The organism is Streptomyces sp. NBC_00019 (genome assembly GCF_045041015.1).
In the GTDB taxonomy this organism is placed as follows: domain Bacteria; phylum Actinomycetota; class Actinomycetes; order Streptomycetales; family Streptomycetaceae; genus Streptomyces.
Genome location: NZ_CP108302.1, coordinates 9224509 through 9245309, shown reverse-complemented (window position 1 = coordinate 9245309; position 20801 = coordinate 9224509). Strand labels below are relative to the sequence as shown.

The 20801-nt window shown below is 72.0% G+C and carries 22 protein-coding genes and 1 pseudogene; 11 read left to right on the top strand and 12 right to left on the bottom strand.

The features are described from left to right. The first annotated feature begins 103 nt into the window (after positions 1-103). Positions 104-1120: an SDR family oxidoreductase gene (locus OHU89_RS42865; protein WP_405650684.1), complete on the top strand. Its 1017-nt coding sequence runs from the start codon at positions 104-106 to the stop codon at positions 1118-1120. A gap of 75 nt (positions 1121-1195) precedes the next feature. On the opposite strand, the gene OHU89_RS42860 is transcribed toward OHU89_RS42865, so the two are convergent. The 4 genes and pseudogenes from OHU89_RS42860 to OHU89_RS42845 form a co-directional block, all read right to left on the bottom strand. Further along, complete coding sequence (locus tag OHU89_RS42860) at positions 1196-1429, bottom strand: hypothetical protein (RefSeq protein WP_405650682.1); 234 nt, start codon at positions 1427-1429, stop codon at positions 1196-1198. A 62-nt stretch (positions 1430-1491) separates the two neighbouring features. After that, positions 1492-2781: an ROK family protein gene (locus tag OHU89_RS42855; protein ID WP_405650680.1), complete on the bottom strand. Its 1290-nt coding sequence runs from the start codon at positions 2779-2781 to the stop codon at positions 1492-1494. Positions 2782-2864: 83 nt separating this feature from the next. Then, positions 2865-3827 (bottom strand): phosphotransferase family protein, encoded by a 963-nt coding sequence (locus tag OHU89_RS42850; protein ID WP_405650677.1) that lies wholly within the window; start codon positions 3825-3827, stop codon positions 2865-2867. A gap of 34 nt (positions 3828-3861) precedes the next feature. Beyond that, positions 3862-4905, bottom strand: a pseudogene (locus OHU89_RS42845) (reductase); the annotation flags it as partial. 83 nt (positions 4906-4988) lie between these two features. Between OHU89_RS42845 and OHU89_RS42840 the strand changes: the two are divergent. After that, complete coding sequence (locus OHU89_RS42840; RefSeq protein WP_405654892.1) at positions 4989-5567, top strand: PAS domain-containing protein; 579 nt, start codon at positions 4989-4991, stop codon at positions 5565-5567. Here OHU89_RS42840 and OHU89_RS42835 read toward each other — a convergent pair. Next, on the bottom strand, positions 5516-6421 hold the full coding sequence (locus tag OHU89_RS42835) for a DUF3626 domain-containing protein (RefSeq protein ID WP_405650674.1): 906 nt from the start codon (positions 6419-6421) through the stop codon (positions 5516-5518). The genes OHU89_RS42840 and OHU89_RS42835 overlap by 52 nt on opposite strands. Before the next feature lie 104 nt (positions 6422-6525). Between OHU89_RS42835 and OHU89_RS42830 the strand changes: the two genes are divergently transcribed. Beyond that, positions 6526-7020: an FBP domain-containing protein gene (locus OHU89_RS42830; RefSeq protein ID WP_266884786.1), complete on the top strand. Its 495-nt coding sequence runs from the start codon at positions 6526-6528 to the stop codon at positions 7018-7020. Position 7021: 1 nt separating this feature from the next. On the opposite strand, the gene OHU89_RS42825 is transcribed toward OHU89_RS42830, so the two are convergent. Further along, positions 7022-8014, bottom strand: coding sequence for a zinc-binding alcohol dehydrogenase family protein (locus OHU89_RS42825; protein WP_405650672.1), 993 nt, complete (start codon positions 8012-8014; stop codon positions 7022-7024). A 105-nt stretch (positions 8015-8119) separates the two neighbouring features. Here OHU89_RS42825 and OHU89_RS42820 point away from each other — a divergent pair, with 105 nt between their 5' ends. Beyond that, complete coding sequence (locus OHU89_RS42820; protein WP_405650670.1) at positions 8120-8695, top strand: CGNR zinc finger domain-containing protein; 576 nt, start codon at positions 8120-8122, stop codon at positions 8693-8695. On the opposite strand, the gene OHU89_RS42815 is transcribed toward OHU89_RS42820, so the two are convergent. Both OHU89_RS42815 and OHU89_RS42810 read right to left on the bottom strand, forming a co-directional pair. Further along, a complete protein-coding gene (locus tag OHU89_RS42815) occupies positions 8659-9957 on the bottom strand; it encodes an erythromycin esterase family protein (RefSeq protein ID WP_405650667.1) in 1299 nt (432 codons plus the stop codon). The two genes, OHU89_RS42820 and OHU89_RS42815, sit on opposite strands and share 37 nt — an antisense overlap. 50 nt (positions 9958-10007) lie before the next feature. After that, the gene (locus tag OHU89_RS42810; RefSeq protein ID WP_405650664.1) at positions 10008-10610 is read right to left on the bottom strand and encodes a TIGR03086 family metal-binding protein; all 603 of its coding nucleotides are present in this window, start codon (positions 10608-10610) and stop codon (positions 10008-10010) included. Between the two features lie 116 nt (positions 10611-10726). Here OHU89_RS42810 and OHU89_RS42805 point away from each other — a divergent pair, with 116 nt between their 5' ends. The 3 genes from OHU89_RS42805 to OHU89_RS42795 all read left to right on the top strand — a co-directional run bounded on the left by OHU89_RS42805 (position 10727) and on the right by OHU89_RS42795 (position 14300). After that, on the top strand, positions 10727-11962 hold the full coding sequence (locus OHU89_RS42805; RefSeq protein ID WP_405650662.1) for an aromatic acid exporter family protein: 1236 nt from the start codon (positions 10727-10729) through the stop codon (positions 11960-11962). A gap of 35 nt (positions 11963-11997) precedes the next feature. Next, a complete protein-coding gene (locus OHU89_RS42800; protein ID WP_405650659.1) occupies positions 11998-13008 on the top strand; it encodes a hypothetical protein in 1011 nt (336 codons plus the stop codon). Between the two features lie 74 nt (positions 13009-13082). Beyond that, positions 13083-14300: a lactonase family protein gene (locus tag OHU89_RS42795; protein ID WP_405650656.1), complete on the top strand. Its 1218-nt coding sequence runs from the start codon at positions 13083-13085 to the stop codon at positions 14298-14300. Here OHU89_RS42795 and OHU89_RS42790 read toward each other — a convergent pair. Both OHU89_RS42790 and OHU89_RS42785 read right to left on the bottom strand, forming a co-directional pair. Next, positions 14268-14990, bottom strand: coding sequence for a DUF2470 domain-containing protein (locus OHU89_RS42790; protein WP_405650653.1), 723 nt, complete (start codon positions 14988-14990; stop codon positions 14268-14270). The genes OHU89_RS42795 and OHU89_RS42790 overlap by 33 nt on opposite strands. Positions 14991-15108: 118 nt before the next feature. Next, on the bottom strand, positions 15109-15717 hold the full coding sequence (locus OHU89_RS42785) for a TetR/AcrR family transcriptional regulator (RefSeq protein ID WP_405650651.1): 609 nt from the start codon (positions 15715-15717) through the stop codon (positions 15109-15111). Positions 15718-15825: 108 nt separating this feature from the next. Between OHU89_RS42785 and OHU89_RS42780 the strand changes: the two genes are divergently transcribed. Further along, a complete protein-coding gene (locus OHU89_RS42780; RefSeq protein WP_405650648.1) occupies positions 15826-17349 on the top strand; it encodes a cytochrome P450 in 1524 nt (507 codons plus the stop codon). Between the two features lie 95 nt (positions 17350-17444). Here OHU89_RS42780 and OHU89_RS42775 read toward each other — a convergent pair whose 3' ends face one another. Then, positions 17445-18272 (bottom strand): pentapeptide repeat-containing protein, encoded by an 828-nt coding sequence (locus OHU89_RS42775; RefSeq protein WP_405650646.1) that lies wholly within the window; start codon positions 18270-18272, stop codon positions 17445-17447. 147 nt (positions 18273-18419) lie between these two features. Between OHU89_RS42775 and OHU89_RS42770 the strand changes: the two genes are divergently transcribed. The 3 genes from OHU89_RS42770 to OHU89_RS42760 all read left to right on the top strand — a co-directional run bounded on the left by OHU89_RS42770 (position 18420) and on the right by OHU89_RS42760 (position 20029). After that, positions 18420-18620 carry a DUF5999 family protein gene (locus tag OHU89_RS42770; RefSeq protein WP_046256864.1) on the top strand — a complete coding sequence of 67 codons (201 nt, stop codon included), beginning with the start codon at positions 18420-18422 and terminating at the stop codon, positions 18618-18620. 84 nt (positions 18621-18704) lie between these two features. Further along, positions 18705-18947: a hypothetical protein gene (locus OHU89_RS42765; protein ID WP_405650643.1), complete on the top strand. Its 243-nt coding sequence runs from the start codon at positions 18705-18707 to the stop codon at positions 18945-18947. Next, positions 18944-20029 carry a hypothetical protein gene (locus OHU89_RS42760; RefSeq protein ID WP_405650641.1) on the top strand — a complete coding sequence of 362 codons (1086 nt, stop codon included), beginning with the start codon at positions 18944-18946 and terminating at the stop codon, positions 20027-20029. The genes OHU89_RS42765 and OHU89_RS42760 overlap by 4 nt, the downstream gene beginning before the upstream one ends. Here OHU89_RS42760 and OHU89_RS42755 read toward each other — a convergent pair. Then, positions 19994-20707 (bottom strand): hypothetical protein, encoded by a 714-nt coding sequence (locus OHU89_RS42755; protein ID WP_405650638.1) that lies wholly within the window; start codon positions 20705-20707, stop codon positions 19994-19996. The genes OHU89_RS42760 and OHU89_RS42755 overlap by 36 nt on opposite strands. Positions 20708-20801 lie beyond the last annotated feature (94 nt).

Below are 20801 nucleotides of genomic sequence, written 5' to 3'. Positions count from 1 at the left end.
GTCAACCGTATGAACCATGCTGGATGCGCAAGACAGAGTTGCATCCTCGCCGCCCGGGTACTCGGTCCGCCCCACCATGGGGCATGCCCGAGAGGAGCCGAACGTGAGCAGGATCGTTGTCACGGGCGCCACCGGAAACGTCGGCACGAGTGTGGTGCGTCTGCTGTCGGAGGATCCGGAGGTCGGCTCCGTGCTGGGGCTGGCGCGCCGGATCCCTGACTGGTCGCCGCCGAAGACGGACTGGTCGGCGGTGGACCTGTCGTCGCAACAGGCGGATCTGGAGAAGGAGTTCGCGGGCGCGGACGCGGTGGTGCATCTGGCCTGGGCGTTCCAGCCGACGCACGATCCGGCGGCGACCTGGCGGACGAACGTGCTGGGCTCCATCCGGGTCTTCGAGGCGGTGGCCGCCGCCGGGGTGCCTGCGCTGGTGCACGCGTCGTCGGTCGGCGCGTACTCGCCGGGGCCGAAGGACGAGGCCGTGGACGAGTCGTGGCCCACGCACGGCTGGCCGGATGCCGCGTACTGCCGGGAGAAGGCGTATCTGGAGCGGGCCCTGGACACCTTCGAGCGTGATCACGCCGAGGTGCGGGTGGTGCGGATGCGGCCGGCGTTCCTGTTCAAGCGGGAGTCGGCGAGCGAGCAGCGCCGTATCTTCGGCGGCCGCTTCCTGCCGGGCCCGCTGGCCCGTCCGGAGCTCCTGCCGTTCCTGCCCGACATCCCCGGGCTGCGGGTCCAGGCCCTGCACACGGACGACGCGGCCAAGGCGTACCGCCTCGCGGTCCACTCCGATCTGCGCGGCGCCTTCAACCTGGCGGCCGAGCCGCCGGTCGACGCCGAGCTGCTCGGCGAGATGCTCGGCGTCGACCGGCGGGTCCGGCTGCCCCGCACCGCGGCCCGCTCGGCGCTCGCCGCCGCCTGGGGACTCCATCTCCTCCCGGCCTCCCCGCACCTCTTCGACGCGGTCCTGCGCCTCCCGCTGATGGACTGCACCCGCGCCCGTACGGAACTGCGCTGGAACCCCGAGCACACGGCGAACGAGGTGCTGGAGGAGTTCCTCAAGGGTTTCCAGCAGGGCGCGGGAGCGAGCACGGATCCGCTGCGGGGGCGGAAGGTGGGCTGACGCCGACGCCTGTGCCGTCCCAAGGACGGCACAGGCGTGTGTGCGGGCGGTGGAGGAGGCGGCGCACGGCCGGGGTCAGTCGGAGGGCTCCTCCGGTACCGGGTGCTCGGAGTGGACGCCGGCCTGGCGCGGTGCGCCCTGGCGGCCGGTGCCCGCCTCGTCGGTGTCGGGGACTTCGGCGTCGGGTTCTTCCGTGTCGGCCGCCTCGGGATCCGCGTCCCAGGGGTCCTCGCCCTCACCTGCCTGCTGGTCCGGCATGTCCCGCGGTACGGGTTCGTCGCCGGGGCCTTTGCCGTGGTGGTCGGCCATGGCGCCCTCCCTTCGCGTGGTCCGGGCGACTCGCGAGTACCTCCGCCCTCACCGGCGAAACCTCAGTGCGGAGTCCGCTCCTCCAGCGCGGTGCGCCAGGCCGGGTGGGGTCCCTCGGGCGCGGGCTCGGGGCGGCGGCCGCCGCGGGCGAAGAAGTCGGCCAGCGGCAGGATCGCGGCGCCGACGGTGACCGCGTCGGGGCCGAGCCGGCCGAGGTCGATGGTGACCTTCTCGGCCGGGTGGCGCAGGGCGTAGGAGGAGGCGTGGCGGCGTACGGCGGGCAGGAAGCGGGTGCCCAGCTGGAGGCCGGCCCAGCCGCCGATGAGGATGCGCTCGGGCTGGAAGAGGTTGATGAGGTCGGAGAGGCCGGCGCCCAGGTACTCGGCGGTCTCCTCCAGCACGGCCAGCGCCACCGGGTCGGGCGCACCGCCCTCGGCCGGGTACGCGGCGGCCAGCATCGCGGTCAGCGCGGTCTCCTCGTCGGCGCCCTCGGACGGCCGTCCGCCCTCCTCGCGCCAGCGGTCGAGCAGCGACTCGGCGCCCGCGTACGCCTCCAGGCAGCCCAGCGCACCGCACCGGCAGCGGCGCCCCCTGACCCGTACCGTCAGATGACCCCATTCGACCGCCCGCCCGTTCTCCACCTCGGGCGTGACGAGACACGCGCCGACGCCGGACCCGAAGAGGACGACGACCGCGTTGTGCGCACCGCGCCCACCGCCGAACCACATCTCGGCCTGGCCCAGCGTCTTGGCGCCGTTGTCGATGAAGTACCGGACGGTCTCGGGCAGTCGGGAGGTGGAGCGGAGCAGTTCCTCCAGCGGGACCGCGTCCCAGCCGATCGTCTGCCCGTGGACGACGGCGCCCCGGTCCGGGGAGTGCTCGACGATGCCGGGGACGCCGATGCCGACGCCGAGGAGGCGGTCGGGGGCGATGCCGGCGGTGTCGAGCACCTCGGCGACGCCGTCACGGATGTGGCCGACGATGACCTCGACGTCGTAGCCCTGGCGCGTCAACGGGCGTTCGGCGCGGGCGAGTTCGGTGAGGGTCAGGTCGAACAGCTCGATGCGCACCCGGGTCTCGCCGACGTCGACACCGATCATGTGGCCGCTGCCGGGCGCCACCCGCAGCAGGGTGCGGGGGCGGCCGCCGTCGGAGTCGACGCTGCCGGCCTCCTCCAGCAGGCCGTCGGCGACCAGGTCGGCGACGACGTTGCTCACCGAGCCGGAGCTCAGGCCCGTGGCCGGGCCGAGCTCGAAGCGGCTGAGAGGGCCGTCGAAGTAGAGCCTTTGCAGCACGGCCGTGCGGTTGGCCCGCCTCAGATCGCGTACCGTGCGCCCGTTCCGCCCCGCCATGTTTGTCCCCCTTCGAACCCTGTCCGACCTGCAACATACCTCTGCGGGAGCACTTTCCACGACCCCTTAATTCACGATGTGAACTATGAGAGCTCCGCGATCTCGGTCAATGCGGCGAGCAGTTCCGGTGCAACCGCTTCCTGTCGCCAGCGCCGATCCCCCTCGTCCATCTCCCTCGGAACCGTCTCGGCGAGCATGATCAGGTAGAGATAGGCACGGTAGAGGGCGTAACGGAGACGGGCCGCCACATCGAACCCGGCGCGGCCGCCTTCCTCCCGGTAGCCGGCCAGGAACGCCTCGTCGGTCCTGATGTCGCCGAGCAGCGCGAGCGAGACGAAGTCGGCGAGGGGGTCGCCCCAGAACATGCGCTCGCCGTCGATGAGCCCGCCGATCCGGGCGCCCCCGTCCGGGCGCTCCACCAGGATGTTGCCGGTCCACAGGTCGAAGTGGACGAGGCGCGGGACGGTCACCTCGTCCAGCGCGCCGTACGCGGGACGGAGCGCGTCCGTCACCTCGTCGACGGGGCGGGGCAGTTCGGCACCGTAGCGGCGGGCGTCTTCGAGGACCGCGTCGAGCATCCCCGTGAACGCGGTCCGCCAGTCGGGGGCGAGCGGGCCGAGGGCGCCCGACGGGTAGCCGAAGGCGGGGCCGGTCACACGGTGGAGGCGGGCCACCTGGCGGCCCAACTCCGTACGCAGGACTTTCTGTTCGGCGCCGGTGAGCTGCCCGTCCCAGGGATCGCCGGGGACGGCCGTCATCAGCAGATCCTCCCGCCCGAGGATCACGACCCGGGGCGCCGGCACGTCCACCTCGGCGGCCCCGCGGTAGAACTCGGCCTCCGCCACGAGGAGTCGACGCTCGTGGCTCAGTCCGGGGACGGTCTCGGCGGGCGGCACCTTCAGCACATAGCGGCTGCCGTCGGCGAGGACGAGTTCCTCGACCGTGTTGTAGGTGCCGCCGGTCAGCGGGCGCAGCTGGGCGAGGTGCCCGGGTGGCAGACCCGCCTCCTCCAGGATGCGCCGAGCCCGTGCCCAGGAGTCCACCACCGTGCGCCCACCTCTCCCCTTCGCGACGCTTCGGTCAGCCCGCCGTGTACACGTCCTCGACGTAGCGCCCGTCCGCGATCAGCCCGTCGAGCCATTCCCCGGCTGCCGCCGCGTCGGCGTCCGCCGTGTGCTTCCGGTACAGCGTACGGAACGCCTCCCGGACACCCGGCGCCATCCGTGAACCGTCGCCGCAGACGTACATCCGGGCTCCCACGGCGAGCAGGGCCCAGACCTCCTCGGCCTCGGCGGCGATGCGGTGCTGCACGAAGCTCACCTCGCCCTGCGGGGCGGCGCTGAAGGCGGGGCGCAGGGAGACGGCTCCGGCGGCCTCGACCGCGCGCAGTTCCTCGGCGTGCAGGAAGTCGGCGTCGGGGGCGTCGCAGCCGAAGTAGCAGAGGGCGGGGGTGAGTTGGGCGCCCGAGGCGAGCGCTGTCGTACGGTCGGCGATCGCACCGCGGAACGGGGCGAGCCCGGTGCCCGCGGCGATCATGACGACGGGGGCGGAGTCGTCGACACGGAAGGCTTCGCGGCAGGGCTGGACGCGGGCGTACACGGTGTCGCCGGGTTCGCCGGTGGCGAGGTACCCGGACCCGGTGCCCCGGTACCGGCCCCTGCCCGAGCGGGCGGGGGCCGCCGGCAGGGAGACCATCAGGTCCGCGTGCCGGGCGTCGGCGGCGGGCGAGAAGGAGACGGAGTAGTGGCGCGGGCGCAGCGGGGTGTGGATCTCCAGGAGCTGCGGCCGGTCCAGGGTGCCGCGCAGGGCGGGGTCGTCCTCGATCACCTCGACGAGGGTGCGCGGGTCGTCGGCCGCCGCCGTCGGCAGGGCGGCGCGCTCGGGCGGGCAGGGGTTGGCGGCGGCGAGCGCGGCCAGTTGGCCGGAGCTCGGGCGCTCCTGCAACCCGACGTGGTGCGTGAGGAGTTGACGTACCGTCACAGGCCGGTCCACGGCGATGCCGTCGCGGCGGGGGCGCGCGGCCCGGATGTCCAGGACGGTGTCCGGGTCGGCGCGGAGGGCCGCGGCGGCGCGGTCGACGAGGGCCGGGGCGTCGGCCGGCAGGACGGTGAGGTGGTCGGCCGTTGCGTCGCCCTTGCGCACCGGGGCTGGGAGGTGCTGTGGACTGGACGCGCCCCGAGACGGTGGTGTGGCGCAACCGTGCGCTGATGCTCTTCGACCGGGTCTCCGTGCCGGTCGCGGTGTGCGATGTGTACGGCGCGGTCCAGCTCGCCAATCCGGCGATGGCCACGGAGTGCGGTACGACGCCGGGGCGGCTGCGCGGCCGGGATGTGCTGGAGTTGTTCCGGCCGCAGGAGGCGATGCAGGTGGAGCGGATCGCCGAGGCGCTGCGGCTGCGCCACCGGTCGCGTTATCAGGTGTCGGTGTGCTGGCGGGCGCCCGGCGGTGTGGAGCGGTTCGGGGAGCTGACGGCGGACCCGGTGAGCGACAGCGTGCACGAGACACCCACGCTGCTGGTGATGCTGCGGATGCTGGGTGAGCGTGAGCGGCCCGCGGTGGACCCGGTGCGGGTGACGCCGGTGGAGGCCCGGATCCTGGCGCTGCTCGCGGGCGGCGCCACCACGGCCAGGGCGGCCCGGGAGACCGGGCTCACCTCGGACGGCGTCACCTATCACCTGCGGCGACTGTCCGCGCGCTGGGGCGCGGACAACCGTACGGAACTGGTCGCCCGCGCCTATGCGCTGGGGGTGCTGACGCCCGGGGTGTGGCCGCCGATGCCCGCGTAGGCCGTGCCCGCGCCCACCGGGGCTCCGAAGCGGGCGAGGGTGTGCCAGACCTTCTTCAGGCCCTGGAGTTCGTACCGTCCCGTGCGGGCGGCGTCCCCGATGATCCGCGGGTCGATCCGCCCGTCCTCGGCGATCCGGGCGCCCAGCTCGGCGTACTCCTCACCGCGGTAGTCCGCGTGCCGGCGCAGCCGCTCCACGGTGATCCGGTACCCGGGATGCCACTCGACGGGGCAGGGCAGCAGCCGCGCCGCCGCCTCGACGGGTGTGCCGCGGTAGCACGCGTCCAGGACGAGCGCGGCCACGTCCGTGGTGAGGGAGACGCCCCCGTGGACCTGTGCCTCGATGTAGTCGTTGAGGGCGTCCTGTTCGTCCGCCTCCGCCAGTGCGACCAGCGACATGCCGGCGGCGACGCCGAAGTGGGCCGGCTCGGCGGCGCTGTCGGGATAGCAGAAGGTGGCCCGGGACAGGGCCGCACCGGTCAGCCGGAAGTGCGAGGAACCGAAGCGCGGGGCGGCGCCGACCACCTGGCGCCGGAAGTCCAGCGCGCCGTACACGGGCCGGTCGTCCGCGGCCGCCTCGTCGTAGGCGCCGCCGAAGATCCGGCTCTCCCAGCGCCAGCGGTCGCCGCCGGGGTGCGCGGTGAGGCCGCCGTTGCTGGTGCCGGTCACGAACTGCGACCGGTAGACGCCGTCCCGCGCCAGCGCCTCCAGGATGCCCACCCCGCCGGTCGGCCGGTCGGGGTGGAAGTTGAGCGTGATGCGTACGTCCGGGGCGACGGGCGGCCCCGCCGACCGCTCCGCCACGTGCCGCAGCGCCGCCCTCGCCCCTGCTGAGCGGACGTTCTCGAAATTCACTGGTTCCTCCTCGCCGGGGCCGTCTATCCTGACTGAACCTAGGGGCACTAGTTTTTTTACCCTCAGGTTTCGGCAACAACATGACGCCCCCAGGAGGCTCCCCCATGAGATCACTGACCGAGCACGACATTCGCGACTCTTTTGTGAACTGTTCCAAGGGGGAGGCCAAACGCGTGGCCGTGCCGCGCGATCTCGACGAACGCCCCTGGGACGATCTCGACTTCCTCGGCTGGCGAGATCCCGGGGCGCCCGACCGCAGCTACCTGGTCACCGAGCGGGGCGGCCGGCTCGTCGGTCTGACGCTGCGCCTGACCTCCGCACACCGAGGCTTCCTGCACCGCAGCATGTGTTCGCTGTGCCTGACGACCCATCCGGGCGGCGGCGTCTCGCTCATGACCGCGCGCAAGGCGGGTACGGCCGGGCGGGAGGGCAATTCCGTCGGTCTGTACATGTGCACCGACCTGGCCTGTTCCCTCTACGTCCGCGGCAGGAAGGTCCCGCCGAGCACCCTGCGGATCGAGGAGAGTCTGACGCTGGAGGAGCAGATCGCCCGCACGACGGGCAATCTGTCCGCCTTCATCGACAAGCTCCACGCCTGACTCAGTCCACGGCGAGCACGATCTTGCCCCGGTTCCCGCGCCGCTCCAGCTGCTCGTGGGCGGCGCGCGCCCGCGCGAGGGGCAGCACGGTCTCGACCGGTACGCGATAGGCGCCCGCGGCGACCCGCTCGGCCAGTTCGCGCAGGTCGGCGCGGGGGTCCCAGCCGTGGCGCTGTCGGTTGGTGAGCTGGAAGCCGAGGATCGCCGCGTTCTTCGGGTAGAAGTCGCGGGTGTCGATGGTGCTGGGCGCCAGGGCGACGTTGGCGAGCGCCACGACCCGGCCGCCGTGTCCGACCTGGCGCAGGCTCCGCGCGAAGGCGGCGCCGCCGACGATGTCGAGGACGACGTCGGCTCCGCGCCCGTCGGTGAGCCGCAGCACCTCCTCGACCTCGGCCTCGTCGGGGTACGCGGAGGTGTCGAGGGTGGTGTGGGCGCCGAACTCCCCCGCCCAGGCAGCCTTCTGTGCCGATCCGGCGAGCGCGATGACGCGGGCCCCGGACTCGGCGGCGATCTGCACGGCCGCGGTGCCCACCCCGCTCGCGGCGGCCTTCACCACCACGGTGTCCTCCTTGGTGACCTTGGCGAGATGCCGTACGCAGTACCAGGCGGAGAGCCAGGCGATGGGCAGCGTCGCCGCCTCGGTCAGCTCCACTCCGTCCGGCAGGGCGACCACCTGGGTGACGGGCACGGCCGCCAACTCGGCGTAGAAGCCCGGTGACTTCACCCCGTCCAGCGCGACCACCCGCTGCCCGACCGCGAAGTCGCTCACCCCCTCCCCCACCGCGGCGACGACACCGGCCGCCTCGGCGCCCGGGATCAGCGGGAGCCGCCCGGCCCGGTGGTAGACACCGGCCCGCAGCAGGGCGTCCACACGGTTCACTCCGGCCGCGGCGACCCGTACGAGCACCTCCCCCGGCCCCGCCACCGGATCCGGCACCTCGGCCTCCACCAGCACCTCGGGTCCGCCGAACTCCTCGATCCGCACCGCGCGCATACCCCACCCGCTCTCGTCGCGACTGACACCTCTTGAACAGGTGTCACTCTGCGACACCGGTTCAAGAGGTGTCAAGAGCCTCGCGCGGCAGGTAAGCTCGCCCTCATGACCAGCACCGACCCCGAGCTCGCCTTTCCGTTCGTCGGCGGCCGCCCCTGTCTGGACTTCGTGGCCACGCTCGGCAAGCGGCACGCCACGCCCAAGGAGCGGCTGCCGGACCCCGCCGCGCTGGCCCGCTGGCTGACGGAGGCGGAACTGACCGTGGGCGAGGAGCCGGCGCACGCCACCGCGCGGGATCTCGCCGACGCGCGCGTGCTGCGAGAGGCCGTCAACCGTCTCGTACGCACCGCGATGGCCGGGCGGGAGCCGGAGGCCGCCGATGTCGAACTGGTCAACGACGCGGCGGCCAAGCCCGATCTGGCACCCCAGCTGGGAGAGGCACGCTGGACGGCCCGGCATCCGGCACGGGCCGCCCTGGCGACGGTGGCCCGGGACGCCGTACTGCTGGCGGGCGGGCCCCTGATCGAGCGGGTCAAGGAGTGCGGGAACCCGGCCTGTTCCCTGCTGTTCCTCGACGACTCCCAGGCCCGGCGCCGCCGTTGGTGCTCGATGGACCGCTGCGGCAACCTCGCGAAGGTCTCCGGTTACCGGTCCCGCAGCCGGGCCGCCACCACCCGGTGAAGGTGGACCAGGACGTCGTAACTGCGGGCGAGTGCGGTGTCGTCCGGGCCGTCCGGGTACGCCGTTCCGATGCTGCGTGTCGGCCGCGCCCCGAGCAGCCATGCGCGGGCGGGTGAACCCACGGACCTCATGTCGAGCACGTAGTCGCGGTGGCGCACCCGGTCCAGGGTCCGCTCGTTGCTGCCCGGCCCTGCCGGACCCAGCGTCCAGCGCCGGACCGTCTCGTCCTCCTGTCCGGTGGCGTTGAACGAACCGCTGTCGAAGGTCAGGCCGATGTTCACATACCGCGAGCCGAGGCTGTCGCGCAGGAAGGCGCCCTGCACCTTCGGGTAGTGGGCCGGGTCGTCCGGGACGTAGCCGATGTGGTTGTTGTGCGCCGACAGCAGCACCCTGGTGCCGGTGTGCCGTTGCCACCAGACGACGTTGTCGGCCATCGCCTCGTCGCGGTAGCGCATGGCCGCGGCGAGTTGCGCCGGGTCCTCGAAGTCGAAGGCGTACTGCCGGGCGGTCCGGTCGATCGCGATCGCGTTCCGCAGGCTCAGGTCATCGACTCCCGCCTTCTCGACCAACTCCAGTGCCTCGCCGGTGCGTCGGGCCATGTCCTTGCGTTCGGCGTACGGCTTCGCCAGGTACTGCTCGATGTACGTGCCGGTCTGGGTCATGGGCCGTAGTCCGCGATAGAGCTCGGCGAGGCGGGCGCTCGACTCCGGGTGGGCGGCGGCCACCGCGTCCCCGACGGAGTCGTACAACTCCGGTCCCGTCCAGGCGAGATCGTCGCCCAGGAAGCGGACGGGGTCGTCGGGGTGGCGGACGTTGTAGGCGCGCATCCACTCCAGGAGTCGCAGATAGTCGGTGTTGTTCCACCACAGGTAGTCGCGCTGGAACTCCTCCCGCATGATGCGCCGGACGTCGCCCTTGCCGTGCAGCACATAGTCGTTGAGGCGCAGACCGGTGCTCCAGGGCGCCTCCAGGGCGAAGGTGCGGAAGCCCTCCTCCTCGACGAGGTGGCGGAAGACGCGGTCCTTGAGGGCGAAGAAGTCGTGGGAGCTGTGGGTGGCCTCGCCCAGACCGACGACGCGGGCGTCGCCGATCATCGGGTCGAGGGCGCGCAGATCGCGGGTGTCGCCGCCCGGTTCGACCGTGCGCAGGGGGAGGGCCGCCCGGTCGAGGGTGTCGACGACCGTGGGGGTCGGTGTCGCGGCGGCCGGGGTGCCGGCCGCCAGCGCGATGAGCAGGGTCAGGAGTGTTCCGATCCTCTTCATCGTCCGAGGCTTTCCCACCGGGCGGGCGGCGGCCATCCGGCTGTCCTCCGTCACGAAGTGCGGAGAACCCCCGGTCGCCACTGGGGATCGCGGCCGAGGAAGGCGAGCAGCGCGTCAGCCCTGCCGGAGCCGTCCGGCACCTTCCGGGCGGGTGCGAACACCCGGTAGGAGTCCCGGAGATGATCCACGAGCCGTTCCGCGACCGGCCAGATCCCCTCGGCCAGTTCCTCCGTCAACGGCGCGTCCTGGCCGGTCGCGACCGCGATGTCCCAGGCGTGCACGGCCGCGTCCATCGCGGCCGCCGCGGCGGCCAGTGGCAGCGGCATCGGTCCGAGCGGGGTCGGCACCTCGTCCGCGTCGGCGGGCAGACCGGCGTACGCGTCCGCCACCAGGCGCAGCACCGCCTCCAGCTCCGCCGACGGGTCCGCGGCGAGTGCGTCGGCCGGGGCGAAGGGGTCGGAGTCCGGACGGCCACCGGTGATCGCGAGGCCATAGCCCTGCTGGTCGACACGGGCGTGGTTGAGAACCTGCCGGGCCGTCCACTCGGTGCACGGCGTCGGCGCTCCCCATGCCGATTCCGGCACCGCCACGACCACCGCACGCAGGTAGCCGTGCGCTCCCATGAGAACCTCAAGACCCCGGGTGTCCGTCATCACTGCTCTCCCCACTTGCCGTCGACGGGTTTGTACGAACAATCTAGGCGTCGTTGCGGACAGTTACGGTCCGCAATGTGTGAAGGCGCGCAACTGTGGAAGAGGGCAGCCTGAGGATGCGAGATGTACGTGAGTGGACGGCGTCCCTCGTGCGCTTCGTGAAGCAACGCAGGGATCCGGTGGTCGTACAGACGCTGCGGTCGGCGGCCGCGGCGACGATCGCCTACGTCATCGCGCTGCGCCTGAGTCCCGAGGCGGCCCCGCTCACCGCGCCCCTGACCGCGCTGCTGGTCGTCCAGGTCACCCTCTACGCGACGCTCACCAACGGCATCCGCCGGGTGAACGCCGTGGTGGCCGGCGTCCTCGTCGCCATCGCCTTCAGCCTGCTGGTGGGGCTCACCTGGTGGAGTCTGGCCCTGCTGATCCTGGCCTCGCTCGGGGTGGGGCATCTGGTCAAGGTCGACGAGTACGTGCCCGAGGTGGCGATCAGCGCGATGCTGGTCCTCGGGGTCACGACCGTCGGGGACACCGCGTGGGCGCGGGTGCTGGAGACGCTGATCGGCGCGGTCGTCGGGCTCGGCTTCAATCTGCTGCTCGCGCCGCCGGTGTGGGTGGACGAGGCGGGCGAGTCGATCGAGGGGCTCGCGCGCCGGGTACGGCAGTTGATGCTGCGCATGGGCGAGGAGGCCGCGGGCCGTACGCCGGTCGAGCACGCCACGGAGCGACTGCACGAGGCGCGGCGCCTGGACCACGACATCGTCGAGGTGGACGCGGCCCTCAAGCAGGCCGAGGACAGCCTGCGGCTCAATCCGCGTGTCCGCGAGGGCCTGCTGCACCGGGTGGTGCTGCGCACCGGTCTCGACACGCTGGAGATCTGCACGGTTGTCCTGCGGGTACTCGCGCGCACCCTCACCGACCTCGCCAAGGAACGCGAGTCCGAGCGGCTGTTCGCACGGCAGGCGGGCGCCGCCGTGGAGCAGCTGCTGTCGGAGATCGCCGACGCCGTGGTGAGCTTCGCGGTGCTGGTCACCGCCGATGTCTCCCGCAGCGCCGAGTCGGCGGAGGAGCGGCTCGCCTCCCAGCTCCGGCACGCCGCGGCCACCCGCGACAAGCTCGCCCAGCTGCTCCTGGAGGAGGTCCAGCGCGACGCCCGGCAGTGGCAGCTGCACGGCGCCGTGCTCACCGAGGTGAACCGCATCCTCGACGAGCTGGACACCGAGCACCGCTCGCACCGGCTCCTGGAGGAGCTGGACCGCACCTCCCGGGAGCAGCGCGAGCGGATGCCGCGGCTGACCCGGCTTCAGGAGCGGCTGCGCAGGAACCGTCCCGCCCTCGCCCGTCGTTCTAGGTGACGTAGTCACCAGGGCTGACCAAGGGGGCGAGCAGGATGACCGGCGTACGCATCGACGGGAACACGCTGAGGCTGCCCGGCGGGGTGGCGGTGCGGTTCATCCGCACCCTGCGCCTGCCGGAGACGGGCACGCATCCGCTGCCACCGGGACTCGGGGAGTTCCCGCTGCGCCGGGTCGCCGACCACGCGGACCGCGTGCCCGAGGCATGGCGGGCGCGCGGCGGGGTGATGCTGCCCGTGTATCTGCGCGAGGCGATGTGGCTGAGCTTCGGCGGCACCACCGAGCCGGCCGCGCTCCAGGTCGGGGTGGGCAAGGTGTGCGCGGTCTCGGGCAAGCCGTGGAGCGGCCGGCTCTCGCGCAAGCCGCAGAACTACGTCGTACTGCCCCGGCAGCCGTGGCTGGACGGCATCAACTCCGGGACGGGCACGGTCAAGCAGTTCGTGGCTGTGCCGCTCGGTCTGGGTGCGACCGTCGAGGGGCAGGTCACGGGCGAGGAGGTGTGGGGCGGCGTACAGCTGCAGTCGTTCCCGCTCAAGGACGAGCCGCTCGTGCGGTGGCGCGAGTCGCGGGAGCGGGAGCGGGAGCGCCGCGCCAGGGCGCCGATGCACGCCCCCTCCTTCGGGGCCGCCCCGCAGATGATGGCCGCCCCGGCCCCCGCCGCCCCGGCCGGTATGGGCCTCGGTGTCGGCGGTTCGATGCGCCAGGAGGTCTACAAGGACGACCGTCCCCTGTCCGACTGGGCCGAGCGGCCCGGCGGCCGGGTCTTCGTGCACCTGGTGACGCCTCCGCAGTGGCGTCGCATCACCGGCGAGGAGCCCCCGCCGTCGCCCGTGGACCGCTCGGCGTACACACAGGCGGGGCTGCCTTGGTACGACTACTACGACCAGGACGCGGAGGATCTCGCCCCCACGGACGCCCTGGAGGGTGTGAAGCCGGTCGGCGACTGGCTCGGCGACGATCACGAACCCTGGCAGGAGCCGTACCCGGCGCAGGTGCTGCCGCTCAAGGACGCGCCGGGCAAGCCGGTGGAGGACGGCGACTGGTAGAGCCGTTTGCACGTGAGGGGTGGTCCACGTCAAGGTGGTGACGGCTGAGGCAACCGACCATCCGAGGTGCGTGCATGGGCAGGGGCGGCTGGAGCAGGCGGCGATTCGTCGCCGCCCTCGCGGGGACGGGGGCCGCGGCGGCGGGCTGCGGCGAGTCGCCGGGCTCTGCGGCGTCGGCGCCCACGACGCCCGCCACGGCCTCGCCGCCTCCGACGCCCCGGGCTCCTGAGGCAACCGCCCCCAGTGCCTCACCGACGCCCACCGGCCCCCGCCCTCTCCACCTCGGCACCTACACCTCCGTCGAGGGCGGCGGCACCGGCATCGGCTTCGCCACCTACGACCCGGCGACGGGCGAGGTGACCGCCGGCAGGACTCTCACCGGTGTCGGCGACCCGTCGTATCTCGCCCCGCATCCCGACGGCCGCACGCTCTACGCGGTGAACGAGCGGGAGCAGGGGGCCGTGACCGCCGTACGGATGGCCGACCGCACGGTTCTGGGCAGCCGGAGCACGGGCGGGGGTGCGCCCTGTCATGTGTCGGTGCATCCGGACGGGCGCTGGCTGCTGAGCGCCAACTACGGCTCGGGCAGCGTGGCGGTGCATCCGATCGACGACACGGGGGCGATCGGTGAGCGCGCCGACCTCGTCACCCACTCCGCACCGGAGCCCGGGCCCGGCCAGGAGGGCCCGCATGCCCATCAGATCGTCACGACTCCCGACGGCGGCCATGTCCTCGCCGTCGACCTGGGCACGGACACCGTCTACACCTATCGGCTCGACGAGCGGACCGGGAAGCTCACCGAGGTCGCGCAGGCGCACACCCGGCCGGGCGCCGGACCGCGCCATCTGACCTTCCACCCCGACGGCCGGTACGCCTACCTGGCCAACGAGGTCGACAACACGGTCGCCGTCTGCGCCTACGACACGAAGACCGGCCGCCTCACCGTCGGCGAGGCACAGTCCACGGGGACGGGGCCGGGCACCAGTTACCCGGCACAGATCCTGGTGACGCCGAACGGCTCGTACGCCTATCTCGCCAACCGGGGCCACAACAGCCTCACGCGCTACGCGGTCGAGGCGGACGGCGCCCGGCTCAGGCTGCTGGACACCGTGCCGGTGGCCGGCAACTTCCCGCGGCAGATCGCCTTCTCGCCGGACGGGGCGCTGCTGTTCGCGGCGAACCAGCGCTCCAGCACGGTGAGCGTGTTCCGGGTGGACGCGGACAGTGGTGAACTGCGGCTCGCGGGAAAGCCGTTCGCGTCACCCGTCGCCGTCTGTGCGCTGCCGCTGTAGGGCGCGCGGGCAGGAGGCGGAGGCGGCCTGGGTGAGCAGGACGTGCATCCGCTCGGTGAGCTGCGCGACGTCGTCGGCGGGACGGTGAAACGGCAGGCGTACGTCGCCCTGGGCGCGGGTGCGCTCGATGCGCAGCGTCAGTCCGTGCCGGTCGACGGCGATCGGCTGGACCTTCACCGCGCCGTGCAGGCTGTCGGGCTCGACGAGCCGGGTGAGCCGCTCGACCGCGTCGGAGTGGCAGTCTGCGAGGTGGGTCAGCAGCCGGGCCTCGGCCGTGGCCAGCGGGTCGGGTGCGGCGGCGGCGAACTCGTCGAGGTCGACGACCACGGCACCGGACGGCTCGCGCAGTACCACCCGCGTCGCCTGGAACGCCAGGTCGCCGTCCTCGGGCACGAACCAGCCGGCGAGCCAGAGGCGGGCCCGGATACGGTTGCGCACGGGGACGGGCGAGACGTCGGCGAACTCCAGCACGGCGGACGGCTCGCCGCGAGGCGCGCAGATCGCGGCCGCGAGCAGGGCACTGTCCTCCGGCACCTGCAGCTGCACCCGGCCGTCCTCGGTCACGGTGTGCGCGCCGACGAACTCCTCACGGCCGCCGTCCGCGGTCACCGCGCAGGACCACGCGGTGGCGAGCACCGAGCGCGCCCGCTCCGCCGCGGCGGGCGCGGCCGCCCAGCTTTGTTCACCCATCCCAGCACCCATCCCAGAACCTCCTTAGGTAAGCCTTGCCTAACCTATCCGAGATCGGGGTGTACGCCAACCGGCGACCTGATCCTTTACGGGTCCTTTTCAGCGCACGCGGGCGCACTCAGGGGGCGACGACACCCAAAAGGGCACGGGCACACAGGTCGCGCACCTGCTCGCGCGAGAGGTCCGAACCCCTCAGCCACTCCAGACAGACGGCGGTGATGAAGGCCAGCCAGCCGCGCACGGCGAGCCTGGTGTCGGGCCGCGTCTCGAGGACCGCACCGAACTCCGGGTCCGCTGCCAGAGCGGCCAGGATCTGCCGCTCCTGTGCGGCGAGCGCTCGCTGGTACACCTTGCGCACGGCCTGGTCACCCGCCGCGTCGGCCCGGTGGAAGGCGCGGTAACCGTGCGCGTGGGCCTCGACGTACTCCAGGAACGTGTCGAGTCCGGCCGACAGTTGCTCGCGCACCGGGATACCGGGCACGGCCGCGGTCATCCGCAGCATCCGTACACTCTCCCGCTCGACGACGGCCGCGAAGAAGTCCCGTTTGGTCGGGAAGTAGTGGTACAGCAGCCCGCGCGAGACCCCGGCGATCTCGGCGACGCGCTCGATCCACACCTCGTCGTACGGACTCTCCGAGAACAGTCGCGCGCCGACGGCGAGGAGCTGCTCACGGCGCTCCTCGGTGCTGAGTCGACGGCGTGTGCGTGCGCCCTGCTCGGCGGCCATGGCAGCACTTTACTTGACGCCGGTTCAACAACGGGATCAGACTGATTCATGCTATTGAACTCACGTACAACACGCTCAATCCGCGGGTGCTGCAAGGGAGATGGCGTCATGGCGAGGACGACGACCGGGACCGCTCTGCCCAAGGGGTTCCGCAGCGCGGAGCACGGCTGGCCCGAGCTGCGCCGCATCCCGCACCCGCCGCGCCGGATCCCCCTCCTCGGCGATGTACTCGGCGCCAACCGGCGCACACCGCTGCAGGACTCCCTCAAGTACGCCCGCATGCTGGGGCCGATCTACCGGCGCAAGGCCTTCAACCGGGAGTTCGTGTTCGTGTGGGGCGCCGAACTCGCGGCCGACCTCGCCGACGAGACGCGCTTCGCCAAGCACGTGGGGCTCGGCATCGCCAATCTGCGGCCGGTCGCCGGGGACGGGCTGTTCACGGCGTACAACCACGAGCCGAACTGGCAGCTGGCACACGATGTGCTGGCACCGGGCTTCAGCCGTGAGGCGATGGCGGCCTACCACCCGATGATGCTGGCCGTGGCCGAACGGCTGACCGACCACTGGGACCGGGAGATCGCGGCGGACCGCGCGGTGGACGTTCCCGGGGACATGACCAAGCTGACGCTGGAGACGATCGCCCGGACCGGGTTCGGGCACGACTTCGGTTCCTTCGAGCGGGACCGGCCGCATCCGTTCATCACGGCGATGGTGGGCACGCTGACGTACGCGCAGCGACTCAACACGGTGCCCTGGCCGGGGTTGTTGCGGGAGGCGGCGCGGCGCAACGAGGCCGACATCGCCCATCTGAACCGGACGGTCGACGAACTGGTCCAGGAGCGTCGTACGGCGAGCGGAGGCGGGGACGGGGACCTGCTGGACCGGATGCTGGAGACGGCCCACCCGGAGACCGGAGAGCGGCTGTCCGCGGAGAACGTCCGGCGCCAGGTGATCACCTTCCTGGTGGCCGGCCACGAGACCACGTCGGGTGCGCTCTCCTTCGCCCTGCACTATCTCTCCCGGCACCCGGACGTCGCGGCACGCGCGCGTGCCGAGGTGGACCGGGTGTGGGGCGACACGGCCGTGCCCGGTTACGACCAGGTGGCCAAGCTGCGCTACGTGCGCCGAGTGCTGGACGAGTCGCTGCGGCTGTGGCCCACGGCGCCCGCCTTCGCCCGGGAGGCGCTCGAGGACACGGTGCTCGCCGGGCGGCACCCGATGCGGCGGGGTGCGTGGACGCTGGTCCTCACGCCGATGCTGCACCGCGATCCCGAGGTGTGGGGTGCGGACGCCGAGCGGTTCGACCCGGACCGGTTCGACCCGAAGGCCGTACGGACCCGGGCCCCGCACGCCTTCAAGCCGTGGGGCACGGGGGCCCGGGCGTGCATCGGCCGGCAGTTCGCGCTGCACGAGGCCACGCTGGTGCTGGGTCTGCTGCTGCGCCGGTACGAGCTGGGGGCCGACCCGGATTACCGGCTGCGGGTGACGGAGCGGCTGACGTTGATGCCGGAGGGGCTGCGGCTGCGACTGGAGCGGCGCAGCGTGTCGGCGCTGGCGGAGCGGGCGACCGTGGAGGAGGCGGAGACTGCGGTTTCAGAGCCTCGGTGTCCTGTGCATGGGGCCGGTGACTGAGCCGGGCCGACGCGGTCGGGTTCTCCGCACGGTTTCGCCGCGTGCGCAGGGAGAGCCCCTCGTCGTACCCGGTCGGCGGCCGAACCGAGCTGCCCTCAGGGGCGCGTCCAGTGCCCAGGGCGGGTAACGGATTCCGGCAACCTCGTGCCCGCGTTCCCCCTCGCCGCGTTCAGCTGCGGCTGGGTCAGGAAGAACGCGTCGGTCAGGTCGGCGTCCGTGAGGTCGGTGTCGCGCAGGTCGGCACCGATCAGGTCCGCGCCGCGCAGATCGGCGCCGGTGAGGTCGGCGGCGATGAGGTAGGCGCCGCGGAGGTCGGCACCGCGCAGGTCGGCGCCCTTGAGGCGGGCGCCCATCAGGTCGGCGCCCCGGCGGTCCTTCTTCTTGCCCCGGGTGCCCGCGCGGACCAGTTCGCTGGTCCTCAGCAGCAGCACGTTGACGTCCTGGCGGTGCGCGCCCACGTCCAACACGCCCAGTTCCTCGGGGGTTTGGCACGTGAGCTGCTCCGTCCGCTCCAGGACGCGACGCAGGTCGGCGTGGACCGGGCGGGCGGCGGGCAGGGTGAGGGCCTCGGTGAGGTACCAGAGCAGCTCGTGCAGCTGGCGGACGACCGGGAACACGTCGAACATGCGGCGGGCGTCCTCGCGCGGGCCCGTGCGCCAGTCCCGGCCGCCGAAGGTGACCTGCGAGACCTTCTGTCCGGCGCCGAAGCAGTCGTAGACCGTGCAGCCGGTGAAGCCCTTCTGCCGCAGCCGGGCGTGGATGCCGCAGCGGTGGTCGTCCTGGAGGTTCGAGCAGGCCTTGCCGGCCGGCTTGTCCACGGCGAAGTCCTTCGACGCCGTGAAGGGCAGGGCGACGCAGCACAGCCCGAAGCAGCTCGCGCAGTCACCGCGCAGGTCGGCGGGGCCGGCTATGTGATCTTGCATGTTTCCAGCATACGGAACAAACCTCACCGATGAATTTCTCGCCCTGTGGGGGTCTCTACATACAAGAGAAAACAAAGTCGGCTACCACTGAGAAGCAGGCCGACGGAACCAGGAGAACCACCCCGCCGAAGACCGTGGAGAGACGTCATGTGCAGCCACCAGCCCGCGTGCCCCACCGCCGACAGCACGGACCACCACGCCGCGATCATCGTGTCGTCCCACCCTGAACAGGGCTGGCACCTGCTGTGCAACGGCACGATCGTCTTCGACGACACCGGTGAACTCCTCCCGGACGGACGGGTGGTGAGCCCGCGGCGGGCGGTCGGGACGCTGGTCGTGGCCGCCTGAGTCAGACCGCGGAGACGTCTTACCGGGAGGCATGTACACGCCGCATACTTGGGCGCACTGCCGTTCTGCCCGGGGGAGCACGAGGTGCGTGTTCGGTTCCGCGTCACGTTGGGGGTTCGCCTCGTCGCGGTGCTGGGCGTGCTCGTCGTGCGCTACGGCGATCCCGACCTGTCCCGCGGTGAGGGCGCGAACTCGGGCTGGGACTACCGGTGTTCGAAGTCCACGTGCAAGTGGGCGCATTCCTACGACACGGAACCTTCGGCGCCGCGCTGCCAGAGGTGCGGCGCGCGCATGGAGCCGGCCCCGCTGTCCGACTCGGGAGGATGAGCCCTGTGCTGTCCGGGCTTTCGCAGGCTGCCGGCAAGGCCCTCGGCGGCGCCCGTTTCACCTTGGTGAGCGTGCTGCCGGTAACCGTGCTGACCGGGTATGTGACCGCGCTGATCATGTCCGGTGCCTACACGGGAGACAGCCCCCAGGTCGGCCGGCTCGCGCATGATGCCAAGGAGAATCCCGGCTGGTTGGCCTTCGCCGCCTTCGCGTGTCTCCTCGCCGGCCTGCTGCTGCGCCCCTTCCAGGTCACTCTGGTGCAGATACTCGAGGGGTATTGGCACAGCCGTGCGCTCCCGGCGACGGCTGCGGCGCTCGCCACCGAGCGGCACCGTCGCCGCCTGAGCACTGCGGGTGTGGTCAAGGAACTGGAGTTGGCCGACGAACCGGGAACCGACTTCGAGAAAGTGGTGATTCTCGCCCGCAGAAGACGACGTGCAGGCCGCCTCGCCGCCCAGGCCAGACGGCTGGCCCTGCGCTATCCCAGCGGTCCGCATCCAGTCCCCGGCCCACTGGGCGCGGGCCACGACCGGCTGATGCCGACCATGCTCGGAAACATCCTGAGAGAGGCCGAGGACGACAGCGGCAGGAGGTACGGACTGGATCTGCCCACAGTCTCTGCACGCCTGTATCCGCAGTTGTCCCCCAAGCTGGCGACCGCCATCAACCAGCAGCTGGACCTGCTCGACACCACCTGCGCGTTGAGTGTGTGCTTCGGGCTCGCCACCCTGGCCGGCTCACCTCTGCTCGGCCATCTCAATGCATGGAGTCTGGTACCCGTCGCCACCGCGCTACTGAGCGTCGGGGCCTATCGCGGAGCGATGCGGGTGGCCACAGGGCACCGGCAGCTGCTGGCCGCGGCCTTCGACCTGCACCGGTTCGACATGCTCTCGGCTCTCCATCTGAAGCTCCCCGACACACCCGCGGAGGAGCACAAGCAGAACACGACACTCACAAGGTTCTTCGCCCGCCGTGCGGCGCTCGCCAAGGACAGCCTTCCGGGCATCGCCTACAAACACCCGGAGCCCTCACCTGGATCTCCGGCGTCAGGATCCCCGGGTCAGGGAGACAACTCCGCCTAGCCCCTGGACGTTCACCACGACGGTCCTCTCCTCGTCCGGCGACGGCTGCGGGGACGCGAAGGCAGGCTCGGAGAGACGCCCGTGGAACCGGACCCCCGAGGTGAGTTCGACGCGGCCCGCCAGGACCGTCCAGTCGGCCGGCACCTTGAGGCGGACGCGGGCCCACAACATCGTGACATCCACTACCAGGCGCGCTTCGAAGGGAAACTCGCAGCGCGACAGGTCGATGTCGACCTCGCCGAACAAGAGGGCACGCAGAATGAGCTTTTTGGGGGCCCTGCCCTCCAGGGAAGCACGCACGCGTGGATACAGCAGTGAGGTGTAGCGCCTGACCCCGATGTCGAGACCCGATCCCGACCGTCCACGGAACAGCGCCACGAAGACTCCCCCCAGGATCAGCGCGGTCGGCGCCTGACCCGACAGTTCCGGCAGTTGCGGGACGTCGAAGCGCAGCACCAGCACACCGACACCGACACCGACGAGCATGAGGGGCCCGCCGAGCTGGCCGTCCGGCACGGCCGCCCGAAGCAGCAGCACCGCACCGGCCAGGACCAGCAACGCCGGTACCGCGACCAGGAGAACGCCTACGACATCCCGTAGTCCCGCCACACCGCCGACTGCCCACGCCGTCCCCATGGCCACCGCGCCGAGTCCCACCGCGACACGTATCCGACTCACTCCCGGTCCCTCGTCCTGCGCACGGGCGCCGTTCGCCCTGCTCATCGGCTCGAACGAGGATAGCGGCGACACCTGTTCGATCAACGGTGGGCGC